The 23,140-nt window shown below is 38.3% G+C and carries 24 protein-coding genes, 1 other RNA gene, 1 pseudogene and 1 other annotated feature; of the genes and pseudogenes, 14 read left to right on the top strand and 12 right to left on the bottom strand.

All coding sequences use genetic code 11. The features are described from left to right. Nucleotides 1–7: 7 nt before the first annotated feature. Nucleotides 8–850 (bottom strand): aldo/keto reductase, encoded by an 843-nt coding sequence (locus tag F7984_RS16975; RefSeq protein ID WP_066106239.1) that lies wholly within the window; start codon nucleotides 848–850, stop codon nucleotides 8–10. 90 nt (nucleotides 851–940) lie between these two features. Further along, entirely contained in the window at nucleotides 941–1,588 is a 648-nt protein-coding gene (locus F7984_RS16970) for a bifunctional 4-hydroxy-2-oxoglutarate aldolase/2-dehydro-3-deoxy-phosphogluconate aldolase (RefSeq protein WP_140461766.1), read from the bottom strand. A 183-nt stretch (nucleotides 1,589–1,771) separates the two neighbouring features. Between F7984_RS16970 and F7984_RS16965 the strand changes: the two genes are divergently transcribed. Then, nucleotides 1,772–2,542 (top strand): IclR family transcriptional regulator, encoded by a 771-nt coding sequence (locus F7984_RS16965; RefSeq protein ID WP_140461765.1) that lies wholly within the window; start codon nucleotides 1,772–1,774, stop codon nucleotides 2,540–2,542. A 179-nt stretch (nucleotides 2,543–2,721) separates the two neighbouring features. Here F7984_RS16965 and F7984_RS16960 read toward each other — a convergent pair whose 3' ends face one another. The 7 genes from F7984_RS16960 to F7984_RS16930 form a co-directional block, all read right to left on the bottom strand. Continuing rightward, nucleotides 2,722–3,672 carry a sugar kinase gene (locus tag F7984_RS16960; RefSeq protein WP_140461764.1) on the bottom strand — a complete coding sequence of 317 codons (951 nt, stop codon included), beginning with the start codon at nucleotides 3,670–3,672 and terminating at the stop codon, nucleotides 2,722–2,724. Nucleotides 3,673–3,729: 57 nt separating this feature from the next. Beyond that, nucleotides 3,730–4,719: a 2-keto-3-deoxygluconate transporter gene (kdgT, locus tag F7984_RS16955; protein ID WP_066106251.1), complete on the bottom strand. Its 990-nt coding sequence runs from the start codon at nucleotides 4,717–4,719 to the stop codon at nucleotides 3,730–3,732. A gap of 175 nt (nucleotides 4,720–4,894) precedes the next feature. Beyond that, the gene (locus F7984_RS16950; protein WP_066106254.1) at nucleotides 4,895–5,344 is read right to left on the bottom strand and encodes a NanQ anomerase/TabA/YiaL family protein; all 450 of its coding nucleotides are present in this window, start codon (nucleotides 5,342–5,344) and stop codon (nucleotides 4,895–4,897) included. 36 nt (nucleotides 5,345–5,380) lie between these two features. Beyond that, nucleotides 5,381–6,157 carry a 2-dehydro-3-deoxy-D-gluconate 5-dehydrogenase KduD gene (gene kduD / locus F7984_RS16945; RefSeq protein ID WP_140461763.1) on the bottom strand — a complete coding sequence of 259 codons (777 nt, stop codon included), beginning with the start codon at nucleotides 6,155–6,157 and terminating at the stop codon, nucleotides 5,381–5,383. 92 nt (nucleotides 6,158–6,249) lie between these two features. After that, nucleotides 6,250–7,080, bottom strand: coding sequence for a 5-dehydro-4-deoxy-D-glucuronate isomerase (gene kduI, locus F7984_RS16940; protein ID WP_140461762.1), 831 nt, complete (start codon nucleotides 7,078–7,080; stop codon nucleotides 6,250–6,252). A 358-nt stretch (nucleotides 7,081–7,438) separates the two neighbouring features. Further along, the gene (putP, locus tag F7984_RS16935) at nucleotides 7,439–8,905 is read right to left on the bottom strand and encodes a sodium/proline symporter PutP (RefSeq protein ID WP_066106265.1); all 1,467 of its coding nucleotides are present in this window, start codon (nucleotides 8,903–8,905) and stop codon (nucleotides 7,439–7,441) included. Between the two features lie 342 nt (nucleotides 8,906–9,247). Next, a complete protein-coding gene (locus tag F7984_RS16930) occupies nucleotides 9,248–9,583 on the bottom strand; it encodes a winged helix-turn-helix transcriptional regulator (protein ID WP_139892222.1) in 336 nt (111 codons plus the stop codon). Between the two features lie 174 nt (nucleotides 9,584–9,757). Between F7984_RS16930 and F7984_RS16925 the strand changes: the two genes are divergently transcribed. Both F7984_RS16925 and F7984_RS16920 read left to right on the top strand, forming a co-directional pair. After that, nucleotides 9,758–10,606, top strand: coding sequence for a VOC family protein (locus tag F7984_RS16925; RefSeq protein WP_140461761.1), 849 nt, complete (start codon nucleotides 9,758–9,760; stop codon nucleotides 10,604–10,606). A 42-nt stretch (nucleotides 10,607–10,648) separates the two neighbouring features. After that, nucleotides 10,649–11,254 carry a nitroreductase family protein gene (locus F7984_RS16920; RefSeq protein WP_140461760.1) on the top strand — a complete coding sequence of 202 codons (606 nt, stop codon included), beginning with the start codon at nucleotides 10,649–10,651 and terminating at the stop codon, nucleotides 11,252–11,254. Between the two features lie 90 nt (nucleotides 11,255–11,344). Here F7984_RS16920 and F7984_RS16915 read toward each other — a convergent pair whose 3' ends face one another. Further along, complete coding sequence (locus tag F7984_RS16915; protein WP_066106276.1) at nucleotides 11,345–11,878, bottom strand: hypothetical protein; 534 nt, start codon at nucleotides 11,876–11,878, stop codon at nucleotides 11,345–11,347. Between the two features lie 178 nt (nucleotides 11,879–12,056). Between F7984_RS16915 and secG the strand changes: the two genes are divergently transcribed. From secG to F7984_RS16865, 10 genes are all read left to right on the top strand, one after another. Next, nucleotides 12,057–12,275 (top strand): preprotein translocase subunit SecG, encoded by a 219-nt coding sequence (gene secG, locus F7984_RS16910; RefSeq protein WP_373925489.1) that lies wholly within the window; start codon nucleotides 12,057–12,059, stop codon nucleotides 12,273–12,275. Nucleotides 12,276–12,415: 140 nt separating this feature from the next. Then, the gene (locus F7984_RS16905) at nucleotides 12,416–13,156 is read left to right on the top strand and encodes an alpha/beta hydrolase (protein WP_139892225.1); all 741 of its coding nucleotides are present in this window, start codon (nucleotides 12,416–12,418) and stop codon (nucleotides 13,154–13,156) included. Between the two features lie 41 nt (nucleotides 13,157–13,197). Then, nucleotides 13,198–15,573, top strand: coding sequence for a ribonuclease R (gene rnr, locus F7984_RS16900; protein ID WP_140461759.1), 2,376 nt, complete (start codon nucleotides 13,198–13,200; stop codon nucleotides 15,571–15,573). 202 nt (nucleotides 15,574–15,775) lie between these two features. After that, nucleotides 15,776–17,158, top strand: coding sequence for an L-cystine transporter (locus tag F7984_RS16895; RefSeq protein ID WP_140461758.1), 1,383 nt, complete (start codon nucleotides 15,776–15,778; stop codon nucleotides 17,156–17,158). A 137-nt stretch (nucleotides 17,159–17,295) separates the two neighbouring features. Further along, on the top strand, nucleotides 17,296–17,673 hold the full coding sequence (locus tag F7984_RS16890) for a RidA family protein (protein WP_066106287.1): 378 nt from the start codon (nucleotides 17,296–17,298) through the stop codon (nucleotides 17,671–17,673). 69 nt (nucleotides 17,674–17,742) lie between these two features. Beyond that, complete coding sequence (smpB, locus tag F7984_RS16885; RefSeq protein ID WP_066106290.1) at nucleotides 17,743–18,207, top strand: SsrA-binding protein SmpB; 465 nt, start codon at nucleotides 17,743–17,745, stop codon at nucleotides 18,205–18,207. A gap of 138 nt (nucleotides 18,208–18,345) precedes the next feature. Beyond that, nucleotides 18,346–18,708, top strand: a transfer-messenger RNA (tmRNA) gene (gene ssrA / locus F7984_RS16880). Nucleotides 18,709–19,092: 384 nt separating this feature from the next. Then, entirely contained in the window at nucleotides 19,093–19,866 is a 774-nt protein-coding gene (locus F7984_RS16875; protein ID WP_140461757.1) for a hypothetical protein, read from the top strand. Nucleotides 19,867–19,942: 76 nt separating this feature from the next. Next, on the top strand, nucleotides 19,943–20,446 hold the full coding sequence (locus F7984_RS16870; RefSeq protein WP_140461756.1) for a hypothetical protein: 504 nt from the start codon (nucleotides 19,943–19,945) through the stop codon (nucleotides 20,444–20,446). Then, nucleotides 20,446–21,087: a hypothetical protein gene (locus tag F7984_RS16865; RefSeq protein ID WP_140461755.1), complete on the top strand. Its 642-nt coding sequence runs from the start codon at nucleotides 20,446–20,448 to the stop codon at nucleotides 21,085–21,087. The genes F7984_RS16870 and F7984_RS16865 overlap by 1 nt, the downstream gene beginning before the upstream one ends. A 103-nt stretch (nucleotides 21,088–21,190) precedes the next feature. On the opposite strand, the pseudogene F7984_RS19455 reads toward F7984_RS16865, so the two are convergent. Both F7984_RS19455 and F7984_RS16860 read right to left on the bottom strand, forming a co-directional pair. Then, nucleotides 21,191–21,262, bottom strand: a pseudogene (locus F7984_RS19455) (hypothetical protein); the annotation flags it as partial. A 71-nt stretch (nucleotides 21,263–21,333) separates the two neighbouring features. Beyond that, nucleotides 21,334–21,624, bottom strand: a complete 291-nt coding sequence (locus F7984_RS16860) for an aldo/keto reductase (protein WP_225983742.1) — start codon at nucleotides 21,622–21,624, stop codon at nucleotides 21,334–21,336. Between the two features lie 243 nt (nucleotides 21,625–21,867). After that, nucleotides 21,868–22,143, top strand: a binding site (T-box leader). A 47-nt stretch (nucleotides 22,144–22,190) separates the two neighbouring features. Between F7984_RS16860 and F7984_RS16855 the strand changes: the two genes are divergently transcribed. Next, on the top strand, nucleotides 22,191–23,039 hold the full coding sequence (locus F7984_RS16855) for an SAM hydrolase/SAM-dependent halogenase family protein (protein WP_140461925.1): 849 nt from the start codon (nucleotides 22,191–22,193) through the stop codon (nucleotides 23,037–23,039). Nucleotides 23,040–23,140 lie beyond the last annotated feature (101 nt).

The raw sequence follows: 23,140 nt of genomic DNA, 5'->3' as shown, positions 1-23,140 counted from the left end.
ATTATTATTAAAATTCAAAGCCTGCTTTCATTGTATCAGGATGAGATCCAGCACGGCTATCTTGATTTAATTGATCAATTCTTTCCATATCCTCTGCAGATAATTCAAAGTCAAAGATACTGGAATTTTCAATAATGCGATGTTCTTTAATTGATTTCGGAATCGTTACGACACCATGTTGCAGATCCCAGCGCAGGATAACCTGGGCAACCGATTTATTGTGTTTCTCGGCAATTTCTTTAAGAACTGGATTGTCCAAAAGCTGTCCTTGTTTTAAAGGAGACCAAGCTTCAAGTTGAATTCCTTCTTTTTTGCAATATGCACGAAGATCCTCTTGTGTTAGATGAGGATGGAATTCCACTTGATTCACCATTGGTTTAATTTCAGCTGTAGCAATTAAATCCTCAAGGTGATGAACCAGGAAGTTACTTACGCCAATTGCACGAACTCGTCCATCTTTGTAGAGTTTTTCAAAGGCTTTCCATGTTTCTTTATATTTATCCTTACCAGGCCAATGAATTAGATAAAGATCCAAGTAATCCAAGCCTAGCTTTTCCATGCTTTCATCGAAGGCTTTTAAGGTAGATTCATATCCTTGTTCACTATTCCATAACTTTGTTGTAATAAATAAATCCTCGCGTGGCACACCTGATTCTTTGATCGCTTGGCCTACGCCTTCTTCATTACCGTAAATGGCAGCTGTATCAATGCTGATATATCCATTTTGGATGGCTGCTTTAACAGACTGGATAACCTCTTCACCTTCTTGAACTTTAAAAACGCCCAATCCAAGCCATGGCATTTCAACGCCATTATGTAAGGTGACTGTATCTTTGAGATTTGTTGGCATATCTGAATCCTCCTCTGTCTAATTTGGTTTTTTCTAACTATTCTTTTATTATAAAGGATGACTGTTCAACTTAGTTAATAGAATGAATTCTTATTTTTTTCTTGCTGCTACAGCCTTTTCAATATACATCTTTGCGATTTCAGTAATCTGATCGTAATCGCCTGTTTTGGCCGGTGCTAACAGATTGCCGCCGACTCCGACAGCAACGCAGCCATTTGAAATCCATTCTTCAATATTATCTAAACTCACCCCGCCGGTTGGCATTATATTTACCTGAGGGAGAGGGGCTTTTACGGCTTTTATAAACCCAGGGCCAAACGCATTTCCAGGGAATAGTTTAACAATATCAACCCCAGCTTCCAATGCTGTTTTCATCTCTGTAATCGTCATACACCCAGGCATATAAGGGATTTGATAGAGGTTACACAACTTAGCTGTTTCCCCATCAAATGCCGGGCTGACAATGAACTGGGCACCTGCTAAAATAGCAATTCTTGCAGTAGTAGCATCCAGGACGGTTCCAGCACCGATGACTACCTTTTTATTAGTTTTATAGACAGAAACCAATTCCTTGATGACCTCGTCTGCTGACTGGACTGTGAAAGTCACTTCAATCCCCTGAATACCACCTTTTACACAGGCTTCAGATATCAAACGAGCTTCTTCCTTAGAGTCTGCTCTAACAACAGCGACTACTCCACATTCCGTAACCTTTTGTAAGATTGCTTGTTTTTGCATTGTGAACACTCCTTTTTGTATTGTAATCATTTCTATACGTATTTGCTGAGTTTACTCTTTCTATAATAGTTCTTAATTCGAATTTACAAAAATTGTAGGTTCCCGTATCATTATAAATAGAGCAGGATATTAGGAAACAACGGAAATCTCTCTATACAAATCAACTAAAAGAGGTAGAAAATCATGTCTAATGTTCAATCGATTGAACGAGCTTTAACTATATTAAATAAACTTTCAGAATATCCGAATGGTCTCCAGGTTACACGTCTGTCTGAACAGGTGGGACTAACAAAGAGTACCGTCCACAGGCTTCTGACTACCTTGTCCAATATGAACTATGTTGTAAAAGATGAAGAGACCGATAAGTATAAACTTGGTCTGCAAATTCTCTTTTTATCTAGAAATCTTCTGAACAACAATGATGTCATCACAGTGGCAAAGCCTTATCTCGAAAAATTATCTCTTGAAGTCAATGAAACGGTTCATTTATGTATAGAGAACCTTGGTGAGATTGTTTATATCGATAAAATAGAAAGTAATCAAACGGTTCGCATGTTTTCACGTATTGGTAGCCGGGCGCCGATGTACTGTACGGCAGTCGGTAAAGTGTTATTATCTGGAATGGATCAGGAAAAATTTGATTCTATTCTTTCCAAAACAGAATTCATTGCTAAGACTCCTACTACAATCACGTCGCAAGAACAGCTTTTAGAAGAAATCGAGAAAATAAAGATAGAAGGCTACGCATTGGATAACTCAGAGAATGAAGAAGTCTTAAGATGTATTGCGGCGCCTATTTATGATCATAAAGGGAAGATCATCGCGAGTTTCAGTATATCTGGGCCCAATAATCGCGTGACTATGGACTTGATTAATGAAACGCTAATTGAAAAAATGAAACACTACAGTATGGCCATCTCTAGAAACTTGGGATACATAGGAAGTATAAACTGAAAAGTAATCTCTGCGCCTTTGATTGATTTTATCCAAAGATCCTATTAGGAGATTAGGATATCTAATCTCTTAGGGAGCGCATGTGCAGAATTACAGGGAATGGCATTTATTCTGATCATTTTAAAAAGCAAAAGTAAAGATAATGGATGCCATTATCTTTACTCTTTATGAGCCTTTATTTAAATCTCTGCGATTGAATCCTCCATGTAAGCTAGTAAACTTTCATGGTTAGGCAATCCATCATTGTCTCCCGGAGACATAACGGCAAGTGCCCCAATTGCGGCTCCGCGTCTTACAGCTTCCTTGATGGGAAGTCCTTCTAATAGACCACTCACTACTCCAACTGCAAAGCCATCTCCGGCACCTACCGTATCAACAACCTGTTTGACAGGGAAACGGTCGGTATAGAAACGTTCGCCTTCTGAACTGGTAAATGCCCCTTTTTCACCAAGTTTAATAACGACGGTTTTAACACCTGCTGCATGATAGTAGTCCGCAATATGTTGAACATCATCCTGGCCGGTTAACAGTACCCCTTCCTTAATGCCGGGAAGGACAATATCTGCGCGACATGCCAAATCATTGATAATTTCAGCCATCTCTTGTTTATCCTCCCAAAGACCTGGACGAAGGTTGGGGTCGAAAGAAATTTGCACACCATTGGCTCTTGCTGTATCCATTAATTCATAGACCATATCTCTGCAGCCCCCTGAAAGAGCTGGTGGTATACCAGTTAAATGAATATGATTATACTCGGTCCAGTTTATATGAGCGATTGTTTCCCGATTCATATGGGAAGCGGCTGAATTTTTCCGTGCCGAAAATACTTCCGGGTCGCCAGCACTAACTTTTTGCTTAAATTGCATACCTGTTGTATGGGTTGAATCATATTTAATATATTCGGTGTTAATCGAATTTTGCTGAAGAAAAGTTTCTATGCTTTTTCCAAACGGATCTTGGCCTAATTGGGTTATATAGGTGACCTGATGGCCTAAACGTGCCATACCGATTGAAAAATTAACCTCGGCACCTGAAACAAAACGAACAAAACGGTCGGCGGTTTCTAATGAACCTTCTTTTTCAGAAACAAAAAGGGCCATTGGTTCTCCCACGGTGATAATTTTACTCATAGGATCCTCCTGTTCATTCCAGAAGGGGCAAGCCATTTGCCCCCCGGGACTAGAATATTAAACGGTAGCTTTGCTATCTGGTGATATCGTATCTTTGTTTCTCTTTTTCATATATTGAGCCCAGTATGCAGTTAAGATTGGTACCAATATCGATGTTACAATAACAGATGCGGCCACCAGAGAAGTAGCAGATTGAGCAACAGGCATGAATTCAGGTGCCATTGTTGCAATGATCATTGGGTTGGCGACAGCAGCTCCTGCTGTACTTGATGCAGCAAGACCAGCTGTTCCGTTACCGCCTCCAATATATTTATCTGCCAGTATCAATGGAATACCCGTAATAATAATAACTAATACACCCAGCAAGATTCCTCCAATACCTGTTTGAAGAATAACACCTAAATCGATTGAGTTACCCAATGCAAATCCAAAGAATGGAATCATAGTAGTAGTAGCCTTGCTGAAAAAGTCGCGTAAATCAGAATCAAGGTTTCCAAGAAGGAATCCTAGTAAGAAAGGTAATACAGCACCTACAAAAGCTTGTGGTTCAAATGCAGCAAGACCGGTTGAACCCAGAATCAACATTGTTACAAGCGGGCCGGATTCTATGGACATCAAGACAAAAGCGCCGGCTTCTTCTTTGGTGCCATATTGTTGCATGATGGATGCATAAAGTCCGCCGTTTGTCATATCCATGGCTGCCACTAAAGCGAGAACGGACAATCCTGCGAAAACTCCAGTCTGGATTCCACCATCAGGAATAAACATAGATGCCACTAATGCTATAAGCCAGGCAACCGCGATTTTTGTTATAACAAGGGTTCCGGATTTACGTAATACAGTTCCTGTTGCTTTAATATTAATACCGGCACCCATACAGAAGAACCAAACGGCTAAGATTGGAACCGTTCCTGTCATTAATCCGTTTGTGAATGAACCAAAGTATTCACCTGATGTTGGAGCAAAAGTATGTATAATGGCCCCTAAAAATAGTGGTACCAGCATGAGCCCGCCTGGGATTTTTTCAATCGTCTTTAAAATTCGCATGATGATCTACCTTACCTTCCGGATTAAAATGAGGTCACAATTATGTAAGGTCTAAGATGGTAGATTTATGGATATAAAGCTGGAATTATGATTTTGTATGATTGATAGATTTCTCTTGTTCACATACATATTCTCTTTGGTTGGATTAAATCTTCATATCCAGGGATTTTAGGATTTACCGTTTTACTTTAAGAACAATTTTTTTAACCATTTGCTTTTCTTCAGTTATAATTCCAACCTTGTGGGAATCTTTTGGGAAACAAATCATCACATCACCTGGATTCATGGCTATAAGCGTTTGGACATCACCTTCAAGAAAGATAGCATCTTTTGCTTCATCGTAATTTTCCTTGATTTGTTGACGATTTATATGGTCAACGGCAATGTTTTCTTTGCCTTCAAGAATATAATGGATGTCCAGGTATTTTCGGTGGGCTTCCCAAATACAGTCAGGTTCTTCCTTTGTTTCATATTCATTGAGGAAGAAAAATAAATTCTCGTCAATGTCATGGCGCCCAGCAGAGTACTGGGAGCTATCGAACTCTTTTAAAAATGTTAATTTTGATTGTAAATTCTCAGCAAGACTCTTTTGCTCAATCAGGTCATCTATATTGCCGGTAATCAATGAAATCAGCCCCATTCAAATTGGTGTAAGCCCTTTTTAACGCGCTAACCAACCACCGTCTACTGCGAGAATATGTCCGTTCATATAATCGGATGCTTTACTTGCCAAGAACACAACGACTCCCATCAAATCAGCTGGTTTAGCCCATCTTCCAGCAGGAATTCTTGATAGAATTTCCGCATTCCGTTTCTCATCAGCACGAATAGGATCAGTGTTAGCGGTTTCAATATAACCAGGTGCAATCGCATTAATTTGAATATTGTATTGTCCTAATTCATTGGCAAACGCTTTTGTTAACCCGGCAACACCGTGTTTACTCGCTGTGTATGGTGGGATAAACTTACCGCCCTGGAAGGAAAGCATGGATCCAATATTGATGATTTTACCGCTTTCTTGTTTGACCATCACTTTTGCTACTTCTTGGCTAAGGAAATAAACAGCATTTAAGTTAATGTCCATGACTGCGTTCCAGTCTTCTTCTTTATATTCAAGTAAGGGAGCACGGCGAATTGTTCCTGCGTTATTAACGAGAATATCAATTCGACCAAAGACACTTACGCATTCTTCAACTATTTCTTTTATACTTTCTCTATTCGTCAGTTCAGCCTGTTTAAAATGAGCTTTCCTTCCGGTAGCTTCAATTAAGTCCTGCGTTTCCTTCCAATTATCATTATGGGTAACAACGAATACATTTGCTCCGGCTTTCGCTAGTGCAACCGCATATCCTTGTCCTAGGCCTGTATTGCCGCCGGTTACGATGGCTACCTTGTCTGTTAAATTAAAGTAATCAAGTGAAAAGTTTTCTAGACTCATTTGAAAACCACCTTAAACATTATTTTTAAAATCTGTGTTTTTTTGGAATGGCGAAGAAAAATTAATGCAATTGTTTTAAATTGTTCCTGAAATTATCTGAGCTCATCTATTGATACGGCATCCATATCATTGTAGGTTTTGTTTTCACCGGCCATCGCCCAAATGAATGTATAGTTACTAGTAGCACTTCCGCAATGGATAGACCATGGAGGTGAAATAACTGCCTGCTCATTTTTCATCACAATATGGCGAGTTTCTGTAGGTTCACCCATCAGATGGAACATTCTCGCATTTTCATCTAAATCAATATATAGGTATACTTCCATTCTGCGGTTATGTGTATGGGTTGGCATGGAGTTCCATACGCTTCCTGTATTTAATTGCGTCATTCCCATTACGACTTGGCAGCTTTGTATTCCTTCATTATGAATCATTCGTCTAATCACACGGTCATTTGCATTTTCTGCTGATCCTAATCGGTCGCCCTCAATATCATTAAATGCTACATGTTGGGTAGGATACTCTTTATGTGCAGGGGCAGAGAACAAATAATATTTTGCCGGTTGATCAGATTGGTTGCTTGTGAAAATTAACTCTCTTTTGCCTAAGCCAACATATAAACAGTCTTTATTCTCCATTTCATATACTTCACCATCAACGGTAATTTTACCGCCGCCTCCAACATTGAAAATTCCGACTTCTCTGCGCTCAAGGAAATAATCTGCTTTAATTTCATCGTAACCCTCTAGAGAGATAGATTCGTTTAAAGGAGTAATGCCTCCGATAATAGCGCGGTCTTCCATTGTATTCACAAGCTTAATTTCTCCTGGTACAAATAATTCCTCAATTAAATAATGTTTACGGATTTCCTCCGTTGTAAAAGTTTTCGCATGATCAGGGTGAGTAGAATATCTTATTTCCATTATTCACATCTCCTTCATTTAATTTATAAAATTTTGTGCAGCAATCAATGAAGCTCTTTACTTTAGTTGTTGGGAACAAACTGCTGGTTGCTTAAAAGAGTACAAGTAGCAGCTCTTCCAGAATCAAGTCTTCTGGTTACCACTCTCCAATTTTTAATTAATTTTGAAATTGTTCCACATTATGGTACATCGTCCCATAAATTAATTATAGCGCTTTCATAGATAAAAAGATAGCGAGAATATGACAATATATTGAATTTAATAAAAAAGTTGGAGGGGAATTGCGGACTAGTAGTCCAGTCATATGGGGCTATTTTTCAAAAAAAAGCATTGGGCTCGCCCCAATGCTTTTTACTTTCTATTGCCTCATTAAATCATTAAATTGCTTGTATTGGATACCCACTTCTTGCTTCGGTGGAGCGGTCAGTAAGCTGACAATGATGATAGCAAGTGTGCTTGCTCCAAAGCCAGGAATCATTTCATAGAGCGTATCAGAGAGACCTAAGCTGGACCATATAATAACAGTGAAGGCACCCATAACGATACCTGCCAATGCTCCCCATTTATTCATACGTTTCCAGAAGAGACTTAAAAGGATGAGCGGACCGAATGATGATCCGAAGCCTGCCCAAGCATAACCAACCAGTTCGAGAATTGTGGAGTTCTTTTCCCAGGATAAAAATAACGCGACAATCGAGACAATTAAAACGGACAATCTTCCTAAGAAAACAAGTTCTCTATCAGATGCTGATCGTCTGAAAAATGTTTTGTAGATATCTTCTGTTAACGAGCTGGATGTAACGAGAAGTTGCGAAGAAATGGTACTCATAATAGCAGCTAAAATAGCTGAGATTAAAAATCCAGTAATAATCGGGTGGAATAATACTTCTCCTAAAACGATAAAGACCGTTTCCGGGTTTTCTAATGGTGAGCCATTTTGTGAGAAATACGTAATCCCGATAAATCCAGTCAGCATTGCCCCAATAATAGAGAAAATCATCCATCCCATTCCGATTCGACGGGCCTTTTTAATTTCTTTAACAGATGAAATGGCCATAAAGCGGACAATGATATGAGGCTGGCCGAAGTAACCAAGTCCCCAGGCAATGGAAGAAAGGATGCCCAGTATCGTTGTGCCTCTGAAAATATCTAATAAGGCTGGATTGATAGATCGTGCTGTATCAATTGATTCTCCAAATCCGCCCACTTCAATAAGAGTGACGATTGGAACAAGAATCAGTGCTATAAACATGATGATCCCTTGCACAAAGTCAGTCCAGCTGACGGCAAGAAATCCTCCAAACAAAGTGTATGCGACTACTACTAGAGTAACCACTATTAATCCAGTATGGTAATCAAGCCCGAATGTACTTTGGAATAGTATACCGCCGGAAACCATCCCCGATGAAACATAAAAGGTAAAGAATACAAGAATAACAAGTCCAGAAATCAAGCGCAGTATTTTTGAGGTATCGCCAAAGCGGTTCTCTAAATAGCCAGGAATTGTAATGGAATCATTGGCTATTTGTGTATAGGTACGCAGTCTTGGCGCTACATAAATCCAGTTAGCCCAGGCTCCTATAGTTAAACCGATGGCAATCCATGCTGCGCTAAGGCCGGATACGTACATAGCTCCGGGTAATCCCATTAACAGCCAGCCACTCATGTCAGCAGCTCCTGCACTTAATGCTGTTACGGCAGGTCCGAGTGTTCTGCCGCCAAGCATATAATCAGATAAATTGGATGTTCTTTTATAGGCAAAATATCCGATCCCGAGCATTAAAATCATGTAAATAATGACTGATGTTAATAATGCATAATCCATCTGTGATCCCCCTTTGTCTCTTCTCTAATTTGTCCTGCACTTTCACTTACTATCTAGAATAAAACGTTTGATTAAGTTTATCAGAAAAGTTAAAATATTTCACTTTATATATAAGTAGATCAAAAATTAAAGATACTGAATACATAGCTTCTAAATGAAAGCGTATATAATTAACGCTTGTATTAGGGCTTTTTATAACCAGCACCTAAACAAGTGATGATTAAAAAATAATGAAGGGATGGGAGAGTAGGGAAACCTCCTATTCTCTTTTTTTTTATTGTAGGCTGATATGAATTTCAATCAAAAAAAGAAAAAACCGATTGCGGCCAGCGCAATCGGCATTTATTTTTGATCAGTTTCTGGAGAATCCTTTTTCATCCATTCATCGGCCCATTTTGCAATGGATTGCATCATAGGTTTCATGGCTTCTCCTGCTTCTGTTAAGGAATATTCAATTCGGACCGGCGTTTCCGGATAAACTTCGCGTTTGACAATCCCTTGTTTTTCCAATTCCTTTAGCCGTTCAGATAGTACTCGCCCACTGATACCAATTGAGGATTCCAGCGTACAGAAACGCTGAGGACCGGATTGCAGTTGATAAATAATTAACCCTGACCAACGGCGGCTGAGGATATCCATAGCTTTCTCAAATTTAGGACAAATGTGAGATTGATTCATATTACATCACCCCTCTGGTCTATATTATATCGTATTATTGAAAAATCATATAATTATTTATAGGAAATAATTTACTTGATATAAATTTATTACTAAAGTATAATTACTTACATAAAGTAAGTTATGTGCTGATTAAATTATAAAAAAACAAAATGCCATTTGGGAGAGAGTAATATGAACTTTCATCAGAAAACAAATACGTTTGTGAAAAGTCTTGAATTGAAGATACTTAATATGGAAAGATCGCTCGCCTTTTACGAAAACATCATTGGTTTTAAAGTGCTGGAGAAAGAGGAGAATCGTACAGTTTTAACAGCTGATGGGGAAACACCATTATTAACTTTGATTCAACCTGAAAATGTTATACCAAAAGAGGCACATAAAACCGGGCTGTACCATTTTGCTTTATTGTTGCCTTCACGTGCAGATTTAGGAAGCTTTTTGCATCATATTGCAAAAATTAATTACCCATTGGGTGCTTCAGATCATCATGTTAGTGAAGCACTATATTTACAGGATGTTGATGGGAATGGAATTGAAATTTACGCAGATCGCCCAGCTTCCTCATGGATATGGAAAGACAAAGAGGTTCATATGGTTACGGAGCCTTTGAAGGCAGAAGAAGTATTGGCAGCAGGAGAAGACACGATGTGGAAAGGCCTTCCGTCTGATACGGCAATGGGGCATATTCATTTGCATATTGGCAATCTTGAACTGGCGGAGGAGTTTTATTGCCAGGGATTGGGATTTGATGTAGTTACTCGTTATGGAAATCAGGCACTGTTTTTGTCCACAGGTGGCTACCACCATCATATCGGTTTAAATGTATGGAATGGCAGGAATATACCGGCTGCTTCAAAAGAAAGTGTGGGACTCCAAACATTCACTATTCATTATCCTAATCATGAACAAAGAGAAGAAGTGATTTCACGTTTGAATAATATAGGTGCTGAAGTTCGAGAAGAGAATGGAATTTGGGTAACAACAGACCCGTTTGGTTTATCTATTCGGTTATCTGTCTAAATAGATTTTAGTATGTATAAAAACATTGGGGAGGAATAAATCATGACAAATACAAATGAATTTTTATCAGCAATTGAAAAAAGACGTTCACTGTATGCGATTAGTAATGAAAAGGTAATTTCTGAAGAAAGAGTAGAGGAGATTGTTAAATTCGCCGTCAAGCATACACCATCTGCCTTTAACTCACAAAGCGCAAGAGTAGTCGTATTATTTGGAGAACAAAGTAATAAGTTTTGGAGTATCACAACTGAAACATTACGAAAAGTCGTACCTGCCGAAAATTTTGGTGGCACTCAGGAAAAAATGGATATGTTTAATGCTGGATATGGCACTGTACTCTTCTTTGAAGATCAATCGGTCATAGAGGGGCTGCAGTCACAATTTGATCTATATGCAGATAAATTCCCTATTTGGTCTAATGAAGCCTCCGGAATGCTGCAGCTCGTCGTTTGGACAGCTCTTGAAGCGGAAGGATTAGGAGCTACACTTCAGCATTACAATCCGTTGATTGATGAAGAAGTGAAGGCAACCTGGAATATACCTGCAAGCTGGAGATTATCCGCCCAAATGCCATTTGGTAAACCAGTTGCTCCTGCTGGTGAAAACCAATTCAATCCAATTGAAGATCGTGTGAAAGTGTATAAATAAATCAACAAAAAAGACGCTCCATTTTTAGTTTACTCCAAAAGTTAGATTTTATATCTAACTTGAGGTGCTAAAAAGTGAGCGTCTTTTCATTTAATTTCTATCGCGGTACTCTCTCCTTAGTTCGTTTTGAAAACGGTCCAAAAATACGCCAATCAGGAAAAATGCGATTAATATAGAATAGAAGGTTTTAAATACGACCTGGACAGATCCCGGACTCCAAACAGTCGACCAGAAAGTGCCTTCGCCAATAAATCCATAGGCAAGTATTAAGATATGTAATGCCAACCAAAAGAGGCTTAGAGTGCTCGTATTCGAGCGAATAATGACTGCTATTAAGCTAATCAGTGCTGCTATACAAACTACGAAAAGGATGGGGTTAATAGACAACCATTCTATAGATAAGAGTTCAAAAATCAATAAACCAATCAAACATAGATGTACAAAATAGGTCATAAAATAGATGAACGGCCTTCCATTAAGTTTAGAAATGATTAATAGTACACCGGCCGCGAGTAAAAGAGCTCCCATTAAGGGGGCATTCCATCCGAAGAACATCATTAAACTGCCAAATATAAATCCGATCATATTTATGTAATTTACTTTATATAACCAATCGGTAAACATAATCATGTCCCCCTCTGTCCCGGGTTTTTGAATCCTCTTATTTGATTATACCCTGCCTGCGGTGAATTTAACTATTACCTCCTTGTTAGTTATTGTGAAAAAAAGGTGGTTATGGTAAAGTAATAGTATTGATAAGACCGTAATTAGGAGGTATTTGTTCGTGTTGCATACTACGCTCATGGTATTATTGGTTATTACATGTATTAGTTTAATTGTTGTGGTCTTACTGCAATCCGGTAAAAGTGCAGGTTTATCCGGCGCGATTTCCGGTGGTGCTGAACAGCTTTTTGGTAAACAAAAGGCGAGAGGACTTGATTTATATTTACACCGCGCTACTATTGTTTTATCAGTATTATTTTTTGTTTTAACCATTCTGGTTTCTTTCTTTGCAAAGTAATAGTGCGAAAACAAACATTGCCTGGCAGCTTTGCCAGGCTTTTTTGATGTGTAAATCGTTCATATTAATAGCGTTTTGTTCCTCTAACATCGTAAACTAATAGTACATAGTATAAGTTTTAACAAAGGGAGATTTTTTATATGAAATTAACTCAGCCAAAACCATTTACATTCGAGGGAGGAAACCGTGCAGTCTTATTGCTTCACGGTTTTACAGGGAATAGCGCTGATGTAAGGATGTTAGGCCGATATCTTGAAAGCAGGGGATATACATGTCATGCACCGCAATATAAAGGGCACGGAGTACCTCCGGAGGAGTTGGTAGAATTCGGACCAACTGATTGGTGGAAGGACTGTATGAAAGCCTATGATCGATTGCGGGCAATGGGCCATAAGGAAATTGCGGTAGCAGGTCTTTCGTTAGGAGGGGTATTTTCCTTGAAATTAGGTTACACTGTACCTGTTAAGGGTATCGTTACCATGTGTTCACCTATGTATATAAAAAGTGAAAAAGTTATGTATGATGGGGTACTTGAGTATGCCCGTCAGTATAAAAAGCGTGAAGGTAAAAGTCAGGAACAAATTGAGGCAGAAATGAATTGTTTTCGTCCAATGAATACCCTGCAAGCCTTGCAAGAATTGATTGGCAATGTAAGAGATCATGTGAATCAAGTGGATGTTCCGCTTTTTGTCGCTCAGGCACGCCACGATCATATGATCAATACTGACAGCGCTAATATTATCTATAATTCTGCAATTACTGAACAAAAAACATTAAAATGGTATGAGGAATCAGGCCATGTGATAACACTGGATAAAGAACGTGATCAGCTTCATCAGGATGTTTTTGCGTTTTTAGAGAGTCTTGATTGGGCAAATTAATAGATAGATCAATGATAAAGGAAAGAAAGGAGGGGTTTGTGATGGATGACATGATACGTCAACATGTAGAAAAGCTGTATTCTTATATGAAAGAAGAAGCTTACAAACCCATGACCGTACAAGAATTAGAGGCAGCAATGGGGGTAGAAGACTCCGGGGATTTCAAGGATTTTGTGAAGGCTCTTGTGTATATGGAGGAGCATGGCCAAATCGTGAGAACTCGTTCTGATCGTTATGGACTGCCAGAACGTATGAACCTTGTAAAAGGGAAGGTATCTGGTCATGCTAAGGGATTTGCTTTTGTGCTACCTGAAGAGAAAGGCATGGATGATATTTTTATTCCTCCGCATGAGTTAAATAATGCGATGCATGGAGATATTGTTATGGTCCGTGTTTCTTCACAATCATCAGGCCAAAGACGGGAAGGCACCATTGTTAAAATCATTGAACGCGGTGTCCAAAATGTCGTAGGGACATATACGGAAACAAGAGGGATTGGTTTTGTAATCCCAGATGATAAAAAAATGGCTAATGATATCTTTATTCCTAACGAGGCGAAGAACGGTGCCGTTGAAGGTCATAAAGTAGTTGTTAAAATAACAAATTACCCAGAAGGCAGAATGTCGGCAGAAGGTGAAGTTATCACGATCTTAGGGCATAAAAATGACCCGGGTGTTGATATTTTATCCATTATTCATAAGTTTGGTTTGCCAGGAGAATTTCCAGAGGATGCACTGGAACAAGCTAATCAAACACCTGAAGTCATAGATGAAAAAGATCTGGCCAATCGTCGTGATCTTAGGGATGAAACGATTGTCACGATTGATGGTGCGGATGCGAAAGACTTGGATGATGCTGTTACAGTAACGAGACTTGATAATGGAAATTATAAATTGGGTGTACATATTGCCGATGTTTCTCATTATGTAACCGAAGGATCGCCAATTGATAAGGAAGCGGCAGAGCGTGCAACAAGTATCTATCTTGTGGATCGAGTTATTCCGATGATACCACATCGACTATCAAATGGAATTTGTTCATTGAATCCACGTGTTGACCGTTTAACATTATCATGTGAAATGGAGATTGATTCTGAAGGAACTGTTGTTTCCCATGAGATTTTCCAGAGCGTAATTAAAACAACAGAGCGTATGACGTATTCAGATGTGAATGAGATTCTTGTTGATAAGAACGCAGAATTGATTGAGCGCTATGAACCGCTTGTTCCGATGTTTGAGGAAATGGAGAAATTGGCTGAAATTCTTCGCGAAAAACGGATGCGCAGAGGAGCCATTGACTTTGATTTTAAAGAAGCAAAAATCCTTGTTGATGAGAATGGAGAACCAACCGATGTTGTTCTTCGTACACGTTCTGTTGCAGAAAAATTAATTGAAGAATTTATGCTTGCAGCCAACGAAACAGTAGCTGAGCATTTCCATTGGATGGACGTGCCTTTCCTTTATCGGATTCACGAAGATCCTAATGAAGAGAAGCTGAGAAAATTCTTCGACTTTATCGTGAACTTTGGCTATATCGTTCGTGGTACAGCCAATTCCATTCACCCGCGTGCTTTGCAGGAAATCATTGAAGCAGTACAGGGAAAACCGGAGGAAATGGTCGTATCGACAGTCATGCTTCGCTCCATGAAACAAGCAAAGTATGATCCTGAAAGCTTGGGACACTTTGGATTGTCGACCGATTATTATACTCACTTTACATCACCGATCCGCCGTTATCCGGACTTAATTGTCCACCGCTTAATTCGTACGTATTTAATAAATGGGGATCTAAGCAAAGAGACGCAGGAAAAATGGAATGAAAGACTTGGTGAGATTGCGCAGCATACTTCCTCAATGGAAAGACGCGCGGTTGATGCTGAGCGTGAAACAGATGATCTGAAGAAAGCTGAATACATGGAAGATAAAGTTGGCGAGGAGTTTGACGGGATTATTAGCTCTGTCACAAACTTCGGTATGTTTGTTGAGCTTTCCAACACAATTGAAGGTCTTGTCCATGTCAGCTACATGACTGATGATTACTATCATTTTGACGACCGTCAATATGCGATGATTGGTGAACGTACAGCTAAGGTTTTCCGAATCGGAGACGAGATCACCGTAAAGGTCATTAATGTAAATAAAGATGAGCGTACCATTGACTTTGAAATTGTTGGGATGAAAGACAACCGTGAACGAGTTTCCGGTGAAAAACGTATTTTTAGAGCAGAACCGGGTAAAAACCGCCGCAAGGATTCTTCCAAACCACAGGGAGGAAATGGGGACAAGCGCGGTCCGAAAGGCCAAGGCAAAGGTAAGCCTGGAGAAAGCTCCGATAAAAAAGGCCCAAGAAAGAAAAAGAAGTTTTACGAAAACGCACCGGCTGCCAAGCGCAAATCCGGTAAGAAGAAAAAACGATAATAAGCAGAGGAGAGCTGACTTATGTTGGCTCTCTTTTCTTTGTGTTAGATTTGTAGTTATATTTACCATGCTGAGGTATATAGATAAAAAAGAATTGATGATATAGAAAAACAGCTTGTCTAGTCATAATACTGTACAATAGACAGTACAATCTATATAATACATATGTATTTAGTGTGAATTAAAAGGGGGAGAGATTGAATTGGATACGACCTTAGTTATTATAAATATTCTTATTTTGTTAGCATTAGTCGGTGTACTTTTCTATATGCAAAAGAAACATGTTTCTTTTGCAAAACGAGTATTTACAGGTCTCGGATTAGGAATTCTTTTAGGGGTATTCCTTCAATTTGCATTTGATCCTGAGAGTGCTGTATTGGCAGATACAAAAAATTGGTACAGCATTGTTGGAACAGGTTATGTTAGCTTTTTAAAAATGATTGTCATGCCTTTGATTGTTGTGTCGATTATATCAGCTATCATTCGCATAAAAGGGCAAGCTGGAGTTGGTAAAATCAGCTTTTCTATTATCGGTATTCTGGTTTTAACAACAGCTATAGCAGCCGCTGTTGGAATTGGCAGTGCTTTAACGTTTGATTTATCAGCGGACCATCTTGAATCTGGCGAAGCAGAGGAGGCACGTTCAGCTCAATTAGAAGAAACAATGGTTCAAGTAGAGAACCAGAGCTTTCCGGAACGTATTTTGCAGGTCATCCCAACAAATCCGTTTCTTGATTTGACTGGCCAACGACCTACTTCTACAATCGCAACCGTAATTTTTGCAGCGTTTGTTGGAATTGCGGCAATCGGAGTTAGAAGAAAGGCGCCAGCGGAGTTTGAGACATTTGAGAAAATCATTAATGCCTTATATAAAATTGTCATGCGAATCGTTACGTTGATTCTTCGTTTAACACCGTATGGTATTTTAGCGTTAATGGCTACAACTATTGCCAATACAAATGTACAAGGAATCATTGAATTATCTACATTTGTTATTGCTTCCTATGTAGCATTGATCGTGATGTTCCTGATCCACTTAGTTATATTATTCTTTAGCGGTTTAAATCCAATGCAATATGTTAAGAAAATGGGTCCATTACTTACGTTTGCTTTTACATCCCGGTCCAGTGCGGCAGCTATTCCTATTAATATAGAGACTCAAACCAAACAATTTGGTAACTCTGAAGGGATTGCTAACTTTTCTTCTTCATTGGGAGCGTCTATTGGTCAAAATGGATGTGCAGGAATTTACCCGGCTATGCTGGCTGTAATGATTGCACCTGATCCGCTAGATCCCGTTTTCCTTATTCAATTAGTCATCATTGTAGCTATCAGTTCATTTGGTGTAGCTGGTGTTGGCGGAGGAGCTACCTTTGCCGCATTAATCGTATTATCCAGCATGAACCTGCCAATTGGTATAGCAGCCTTACTGATCTCTGTAGAACCATTAATTGATATGGGAAGAACAGCTCTTAATGTCAGCGGTTCAGCAACAGCAGGATTAGTAACCGGCCGTATGACAGGCGAATTGAACAAAGAAGTATACAATGGTAAAATGGTTGAAATGAATTCACTTGAAGCATAAAAGAGTAAGGAAGAATGCGTAATTGTTGCATCTTCCTTTTTTCTTTAAGTCCGCATCCCATTCCTGATGGAAGGATAAGAGGACATTTCAATCGAATACTAAAGGTATGGAATTTAGCGAAATGGAGGAATACTAGAATGAGTAAGATTACGATTCAAACAGCTAAAGCACCGGCCGCAATCGGGCCATATTCTCAAGCCATTCGAGTGAATGGGTTTATTTATACATCAGGCCAGCTAGGATTAGATCCTGAGACGGGCGAATTAAAAGATGGTGTGAAGGAACAAACTCACCAAGCATTTAAAAATATTCAGGCCATTTTAAACGAAGAAGGCCTTGGTTTGGACCAAATTGTGAAGACAACGGTCTTCCTGAATGATATGAATGATTTTGCAGCAGTTAATGAAGTATACGCAACCTACTTTACCGGCAGCTTTCCGGCAAGGAGTGCGGTAGAAGTAGCGCGGCTTCCAAAAGACGGACTTGTAGAAATAGAAGCCATTGCTGTAGTATGATAAAAGGAGAGCCTGATATTCTGGGCTCTTTATTCACCTAACCCATATAAAGAGAGAGGGGGCAATTATATGCCAAAAGGTTCAGGAAAGGTAATCGGCCAAAATAAAAAAGCGTACCATGATTACTTTATCGAGGAAACCTATGAAGCAGGAATTGTTTTGCAGGGAACTGAGATTAAATCGATTCGAAATGGTCGTGTGAACTTAAAGGATTCCTATGCAAGGATTATTAATGGGGAAGTATTCTTAATGGGAATGCATATTAGCCCATATGAGCAGGGTAACCGCTATAATCACGACCCATTGCGTGTGCGTAAGCTACTTTTGCATAATAAGGAAATCAGTAAATTAATTGGTTCCACAAAAGAACAGGGATATGCACTTGTTCCATTGAAGCTGTATTTAAAGAACGGTTTTGCAAAAGTTTTGATCGGTTTAGGTAAGGGTAAAAAGAATTATGATAAACGTGAAGACTTGAAGAGAAAAGAAGCAAAGCGTGAAATCGAACGAGCGTTCAAAGAACGTCAGCGTTAAGCTTTGACTGGTACTCTCACCAAGTTCTTACAATTGAATTTCATATTCATTATGTTATAATTACTTATGTACCACAATTGAATAGAAGCAACGCTCAAAGTACGCTTCTTCATTTCGTACGATCCACATTCTTATCATGGGGACGTTACGGATTCGACAGGGGTAGTTCGAGCTTATGTTGCGAGTCGAGGGGATCGGCCTCGTTAAAACGTCACAGCCTATAACTGGCAAACAAAACAACAACTTAGCTTTCGCTGCTTAATAACAGTCGATAAGCTGTTCCTCCCTCCATCGTCCATGTGGTAGGGTAAGGGACTCAACTTTAGTGGACTACGCCGGATCTCACCGTCTGAGGGAGAAGGAAGAGAATAACCAGACTAGCTGTCCGGACGCCTGTCGATAGGCATAAGGCACAGCGAATTGCCAATATATCGACTACACTCGTAGATGCATAAGTGCCGTTATCTTTGGACGTGGGTTCGACTCCCACCGTCTCCACCAAATACATAATTTTGGTGGTTTTTATTTTATTTAGACATTCATTATTATAGCATCAATAATGGTTTAACAAAAAAAGCTCGGTTTCTACCGAGCTTTTTTATTTTATGCAAAGTTAATTTTACTGTCGATTACGCTGAAGTGCCATGTGCTAGTGTTACTAACAAGGCTTATCACGGACAGTTTTGTTTATCCATTAGTAGTGGATATTGATGAAAATTTATAAGTATGATTAGAAAACAATATAAATTTTTTAGTTTTTTTATATAAATGAAAATTATATATTGCACTTAAATTTTTAATAAATTGTTAAATTGTATACTAGTATTCTAGGTGTTATAATCTCCTACAGTAATAATATTACATTTTAAAAAGGGAGATAATAAAATGAAATTGAGTACATTAACAGGTGCAGGGTTAATAGGTGCAACCGTTATAGCTGGTACTTTAGTATTTAATTCCGGTGCCGCAGAAAAGGTAATGAATAATATTGAAGCTCTAAAATCGAAGATAGTTGAATTTGCTCAAAATGAAAAATCATTAGTTGAAAAATATAATGATTTAAGAGAAGAGGCACAAACTAAAATAGCTGACTTAGAGGCACAATTAAAAAATAATGGAGAAGCATCTGATTCGGAAAAAGAAGAGCTACAAGCAGAGATAAAAAGACTGGAAGATCAATTGAATTTAGCTAATGCAGCAATAGAAGGCTTAGAAATACAGTCAGATAATGCTGTTAAGGTAGCTAACTCACATACAATAACAGATGCTGATTCTTTACCAGGATTAGATGGAGATACAGTTGCAGAAGAAAAAATAGCAACAGCAGAAGCTCATTTCTATCAAGGGCATACTCAAGTTTCTATAAACTTGAAAGAGGATATCAATATTGCGCCTTTAGCTAAAGGAAATATTGTAGTAAAATTTATGGATGCTAATGACAATACAATACAAACAAAAAATAAAACTTGGGCTGGATATTTAAATGACTCTCAAGGTAACAAATATGGTAAAGGCCTTGAAAATAATGCTAATTATTCAAATCAATTATATGCTGGAAACACATATACCACGACTCTAAATAAGGATAATGTAGCTAAAGTTATGATTACGGTAACTACAAATAATAATGAAGTAAAAACAATAACAAAAGTGAAATAATATATAGATACTTTTTATAAATAAGGACTAATTTTATTAGTCCTTATTTTAAAATCTAGAGATATAGGGAGTAAAAATGAACAAGGTCTTGATTAGTATAATACTTGGGGTTGTTGGTAGCGCGGTAATAGCTACAGCAGCTATAGCAGCATCAGCAGGGTTTGATTCTGCTCCGATAGAATCGATTGAAAAAAATGTGAATGATTTAAAAGATAAAGTAGTAGCTTATTCTAAAAACGAAGAGAAATTAGTAAAGAAATATATGAAATTATATGAAGAATACACTAAATTAAAAGAGGCTACTGAACAAAATCCTGATGCATTATCTGAATCAAAGGTTGAGAGTTTAAGAGAGGATTTAAATAAGCAAGAAGAAGAAAATAAAAAACAAGCAGATCATATAAACGATTTAGAACAAGAGATAACAGACTTGGAGTCCAAAAAAGTACTTCAAGAAAAAGAAAATAAAAAACAAGCAGACTATATTAAAGCATTAGAAGAACAAATAGAAAGCTTAGAGTCTAATAAGGTTGATCAAGAAAAAAAACCTCAATCTAGCGAAAAATCAGAGGTAGAATAATGGAAAATAATCAATCATCTCATAACGGCTCTAAGAAAAGAAATTTATTAATAGTAATGATAGTAGTGTTGTTACTAGCTCTTGTATTTTTAGTTAAATCTTGCTCAATAAATGAAGATCCTAAAGATGAACAAGACGTTACAACTGAAGTAATAAAAGATGAGGGAAAAGATAACGAAGACAATCTAGACCAAGGTAATAATACAGATCATAATCAAACTACTAATAATGATAAATTATCAAGTGGAGCTCAAGACAGCACTAATCAAAATACTAATAATAAAGATGGTTTAGTGAATGGTGCTGGAAATAATATGCAAGATAATAACGTTAGTGATAATCAACCGGGTGGTTCTCAAGATATTGATAATCAAACTACCGATAATGGGAATGGTTTATTAGATAGTAATACTGGGGAGAATACCCAAAGTAATAGTGGTACTAATGATGATCATTCATCCAGTGGTTCTCAAGATAGCAATAATCAAACAGATTCAGATACAAATCCAGGACAACCGAATGATTCGGAAGATGGTGGGAATGGAAATAGATTGAATTTATTATATGATGAATTAATTAAAGCTAATAATACATTCGAATACTTTTTAGAAGTAACTGATGAAATCTTAGAAAATTACTAAAGTAATATTTCATATTTTTTAATATAAAAAGGATAATCTATTGAGATTATCCTTTTTACATGGTATCTATAGTTATATTCTTTCCGCCATCCACATAAATTCAACCTGCAGAATAATCATCCCCAAAAGCTGGATTGCCGTATGAGGATATTTCATATACTTGATTATTCTTTACTCATGGAAATCAATCCTTCACAACCAATAATTTAATAGTTTATGCTCAAAAAGAAGTCCTTTACTAAAGCCTTAAGGCAGGATGTGACCGCGGTTCAAATAAAGACGATACCATTCCTCACGGCTGAGCTGAATTTCGCTGCCTTTGATAATATCGGCCATCCGCATACGGTTGGTTGTGCCCGCAATCAATTGAATATTCGCTGGATGCCGCAAGATCCAAGTTGCTGCAATGGCGCTTGGTGTAGTCTCGTACTTCTCACCTAATTGCTCGAGGGTTTGGTTCAATTCAGGGAACTTATCATAATTACCGATAAAAACGCCTTCAAAGAAACCAAGTTGAAAAGGTGACCAAGCCTCAATGGTTATATCATTGAGTCTGCGATAATCAAACTACCATCTCTCTCGACCGCGCCTTCTGTCTGCATATTCACTTCCATCCCATTAGCAATCATGAGATAAAGATAATATAAAAATTCCTCTCAGTAGAATCTACCTGAGGAAGGAAAAGCAGGGAGTGCTTTTATTTTTATCGGTTATAGTTTTTGATAATGACTATTGACAAATCATAATCGACCTCACTATAATTTTAATTATTCTAAATATTTAAACGTAATGAAGAGAAGAGTAGATTCTGGATATTTCTCTTTTAGAGAGCTTCGGGAGCTGAAAAGGAGCGAGAAATACCATTATTGAAAATGGCCTCTGAGCCTCGTGCTGAAAGTATAATTTATTATATGAGTAGGTTTCGGCGAGATTTGGTACTCGTTATCCATACCAGAGTGTAGGAAACGTTGATTCGTTTTTACGCTTAGAAGGCTGTTTATGTGAGTAAGCAGCGAATTAAGGTGGAACCACGTGAAGTCACACCACGTCCTCATCATGGTAAGGACGTGGTGTTTTTTATTTTGGACAAAGAAATGGGTGGGATGAAGTTGAAACGTTTATTAGTTTTTCAATCAGATTTTGGATTAAGTGATGGGGCTGTAAGTGCTATGTATGGAGTAGCGCTTTCTGTCGATCCATCTTTAAAGATTAGTAATAATACGCATGATATTCCAACGTTTAATATATGGGAAGGCTCATACCGTCTATTGCAGGCTATTTCTTATTGGCCGGAAGGAACGGTGTTTGTATCGGTGGTAGATCCGGGTGTAGGATGCGATCGCCGAAGTATCGTTGCAAAGACCTCTGGTGGACACTATGTGGTCACGCCTGATAACGGTACCCTATCCCATATCAAAAATAAAATTGGCATCACGGAAGCAAGAGTGATAGATGAGAAGGTAAATCGTTTGCCGCGTTCAGGAGAATCCTACACTTTCCACGGGCGTGATGTTTATGCGTATACAGGGGCAAGGATTGCAGCTGGGGTGATTAGTTTTGAGGAAGTGGGGCCGGAAATACCTGTTGATTCCCTTATTGAACTACCTCTTTATGAGGCATACATACATGATCATAAGATTACCGGTATTATTGAAATTCTTGATATTCGATTTGGAAATCTATGGACGAATATTTCGCGAGAACTCTTTAGAAAACTGGAAATCTCACTGGGAGATAAGGTCTGGGTTCAAATTGAAAAGGATGGAACAGTGAGGTTTGAGGAAGAGGTTGTATATGGCAGATCTTTTGCAGACAGTGCATTAGAGGAAGCCATTCTTTATGTTAATTCACTTGATAATCTGGGGCTGGCCCTAAATCAAAAATCATTCGCTGATACTTATCACATTAGTACGGGCAGTAATTGGCGCATTACCATTCGTAAAGCGCCATAATTGATGAAGGTTTGTCTAACCTTCCTTAAATACATCATTGAGACGTATTATGCGACTTAAGCATGGTTGGTGTGTTTTTCAGAACAAGGGGTTATTTTAGG

Source organism: Pradoshia sp. D12, assembly GCF_008935075.1.
GTDB lineage: Bacteria > Bacillota > Bacilli > Bacillales > Pradoshiaceae > Pradoshia.
The sequence above is the reverse complement of the archived record's forward strand: the minus strand, read 5'-3'. Positions and strand labels throughout refer to the sequence as shown.

Bases quoted from the DNA above. Each gene is read 5' to 3' on its own strand.
- F7984_RS16975 (WP_066106239.1), bottom strand. From the start codon at position 850: ATGCCAACAAATCTCAAAGATACAGTCACCTTACATAATGGCGTTGAA.
- F7984_RS16970 (WP_140461766.1), bottom strand. From the start codon at position 1,588: ATGCAAAAACAAGCAATCTTACAAAAGGTTACGGAATGTGGAGTAGTC.
- F7984_RS16965 (WP_140461765.1), top strand. From the start codon at position 1,772: ATGTCTAATGTTCAATCGATTGAACGAGCTTTAACTATATTAAATAAA.
- F7984_RS16960 (WP_140461764.1), bottom strand. From the start codon at position 3,672: ATGAGTAAAATTATCACCGTGGGAGAACCAATGGCCCTTTTTGTTTCT.
- kdgT (WP_066106251.1), bottom strand. From the start codon at position 4,719: ATGCGAATTTTAAAGACGATTGAAAAAATCCCAGGCGGGCTCATGCTG.
- kduD (WP_140461763.1), bottom strand. From the start codon at position 6,157: ATGAGTCTAGAAAACTTTTCACTTGATTACTTTAATTTAACAGACAAG.
- kduI (WP_140461762.1), bottom strand. From the start codon at position 7,080: ATGGAAATAAGATATTCTACTCACCCTGATCATGCGAAAACTTTTACA.
- putP (WP_066106265.1), bottom strand. From the start codon at position 8,905: ATGGATTATGCATTATTAACATCAGTCATTATTTACATGATTTTAATG.
- F7984_RS16930 (WP_139892222.1), bottom strand. From the start codon at position 9,583: ATGAATCAATCTCACATTTGTCCTAAATTTGAGAAAGCTATGGATATC.
- F7984_RS16925 (WP_140461761.1), top strand. From the start codon at position 9,758: ATGAACTTTCATCAGAAAACAAATACGTTTGTGAAAAGTCTTGAATTG.
- F7984_RS16920 (WP_140461760.1), top strand. From the start codon at position 10,649: ATGACAAATACAAATGAATTTTTATCAGCAATTGAAAAAAGACGTTCA.
- F7984_RS16915 (WP_066106276.1), bottom strand. From the start codon at position 11,878: ATGTTTACCGATTGGTTATATAAAGTAAATTACATAAATATGATCGGA.
- secG (WP_373925489.1), top strand. From the start codon at position 12,057: ATGGTATTATTGGTTATTACATGTATTAGTTTAATTGTTGTGGTCTTA.
- F7984_RS16905 (WP_139892225.1), top strand. From the start codon at position 12,416: ATGAAATTAACTCAGCCAAAACCATTTACATTCGAGGGAGGAAACCGT.
- rnr (WP_140461759.1), top strand. From the start codon at position 13,198: ATGGATGACATGATACGTCAACATGTAGAAAAGCTGTATTCTTATATG.
- F7984_RS16890 (WP_066106287.1), top strand. From the start codon at position 17,296: ATGAGTAAGATTACGATTCAAACAGCTAAAGCACCGGCCGCAATCGGG.
- smpB (WP_066106290.1), top strand. From the start codon at position 17,743: ATGCCAAAAGGTTCAGGAAAGGTAATCGGCCAAAATAAAAAAGCGTAC.
- F7984_RS16875 (WP_140461757.1), top strand. From the start codon at position 19,093: ATGAAATTGAGTACATTAACAGGTGCAGGGTTAATAGGTGCAACCGTT.
- F7984_RS16870 (WP_140461756.1), top strand. From the start codon at position 19,943: ATGAACAAGGTCTTGATTAGTATAATACTTGGGGTTGTTGGTAGCGCG.
- F7984_RS16865 (WP_140461755.1), top strand. From the start codon at position 20,446: ATGGAAAATAATCAATCATCTCATAACGGCTCTAAGAAAAGAAATTTA.
- F7984_RS16855 (WP_140461925.1), top strand. From the start codon at position 22,191: ATGAAGTTGAAACGTTTATTAGTTTTTCAATCAGATTTTGGATTAAGT.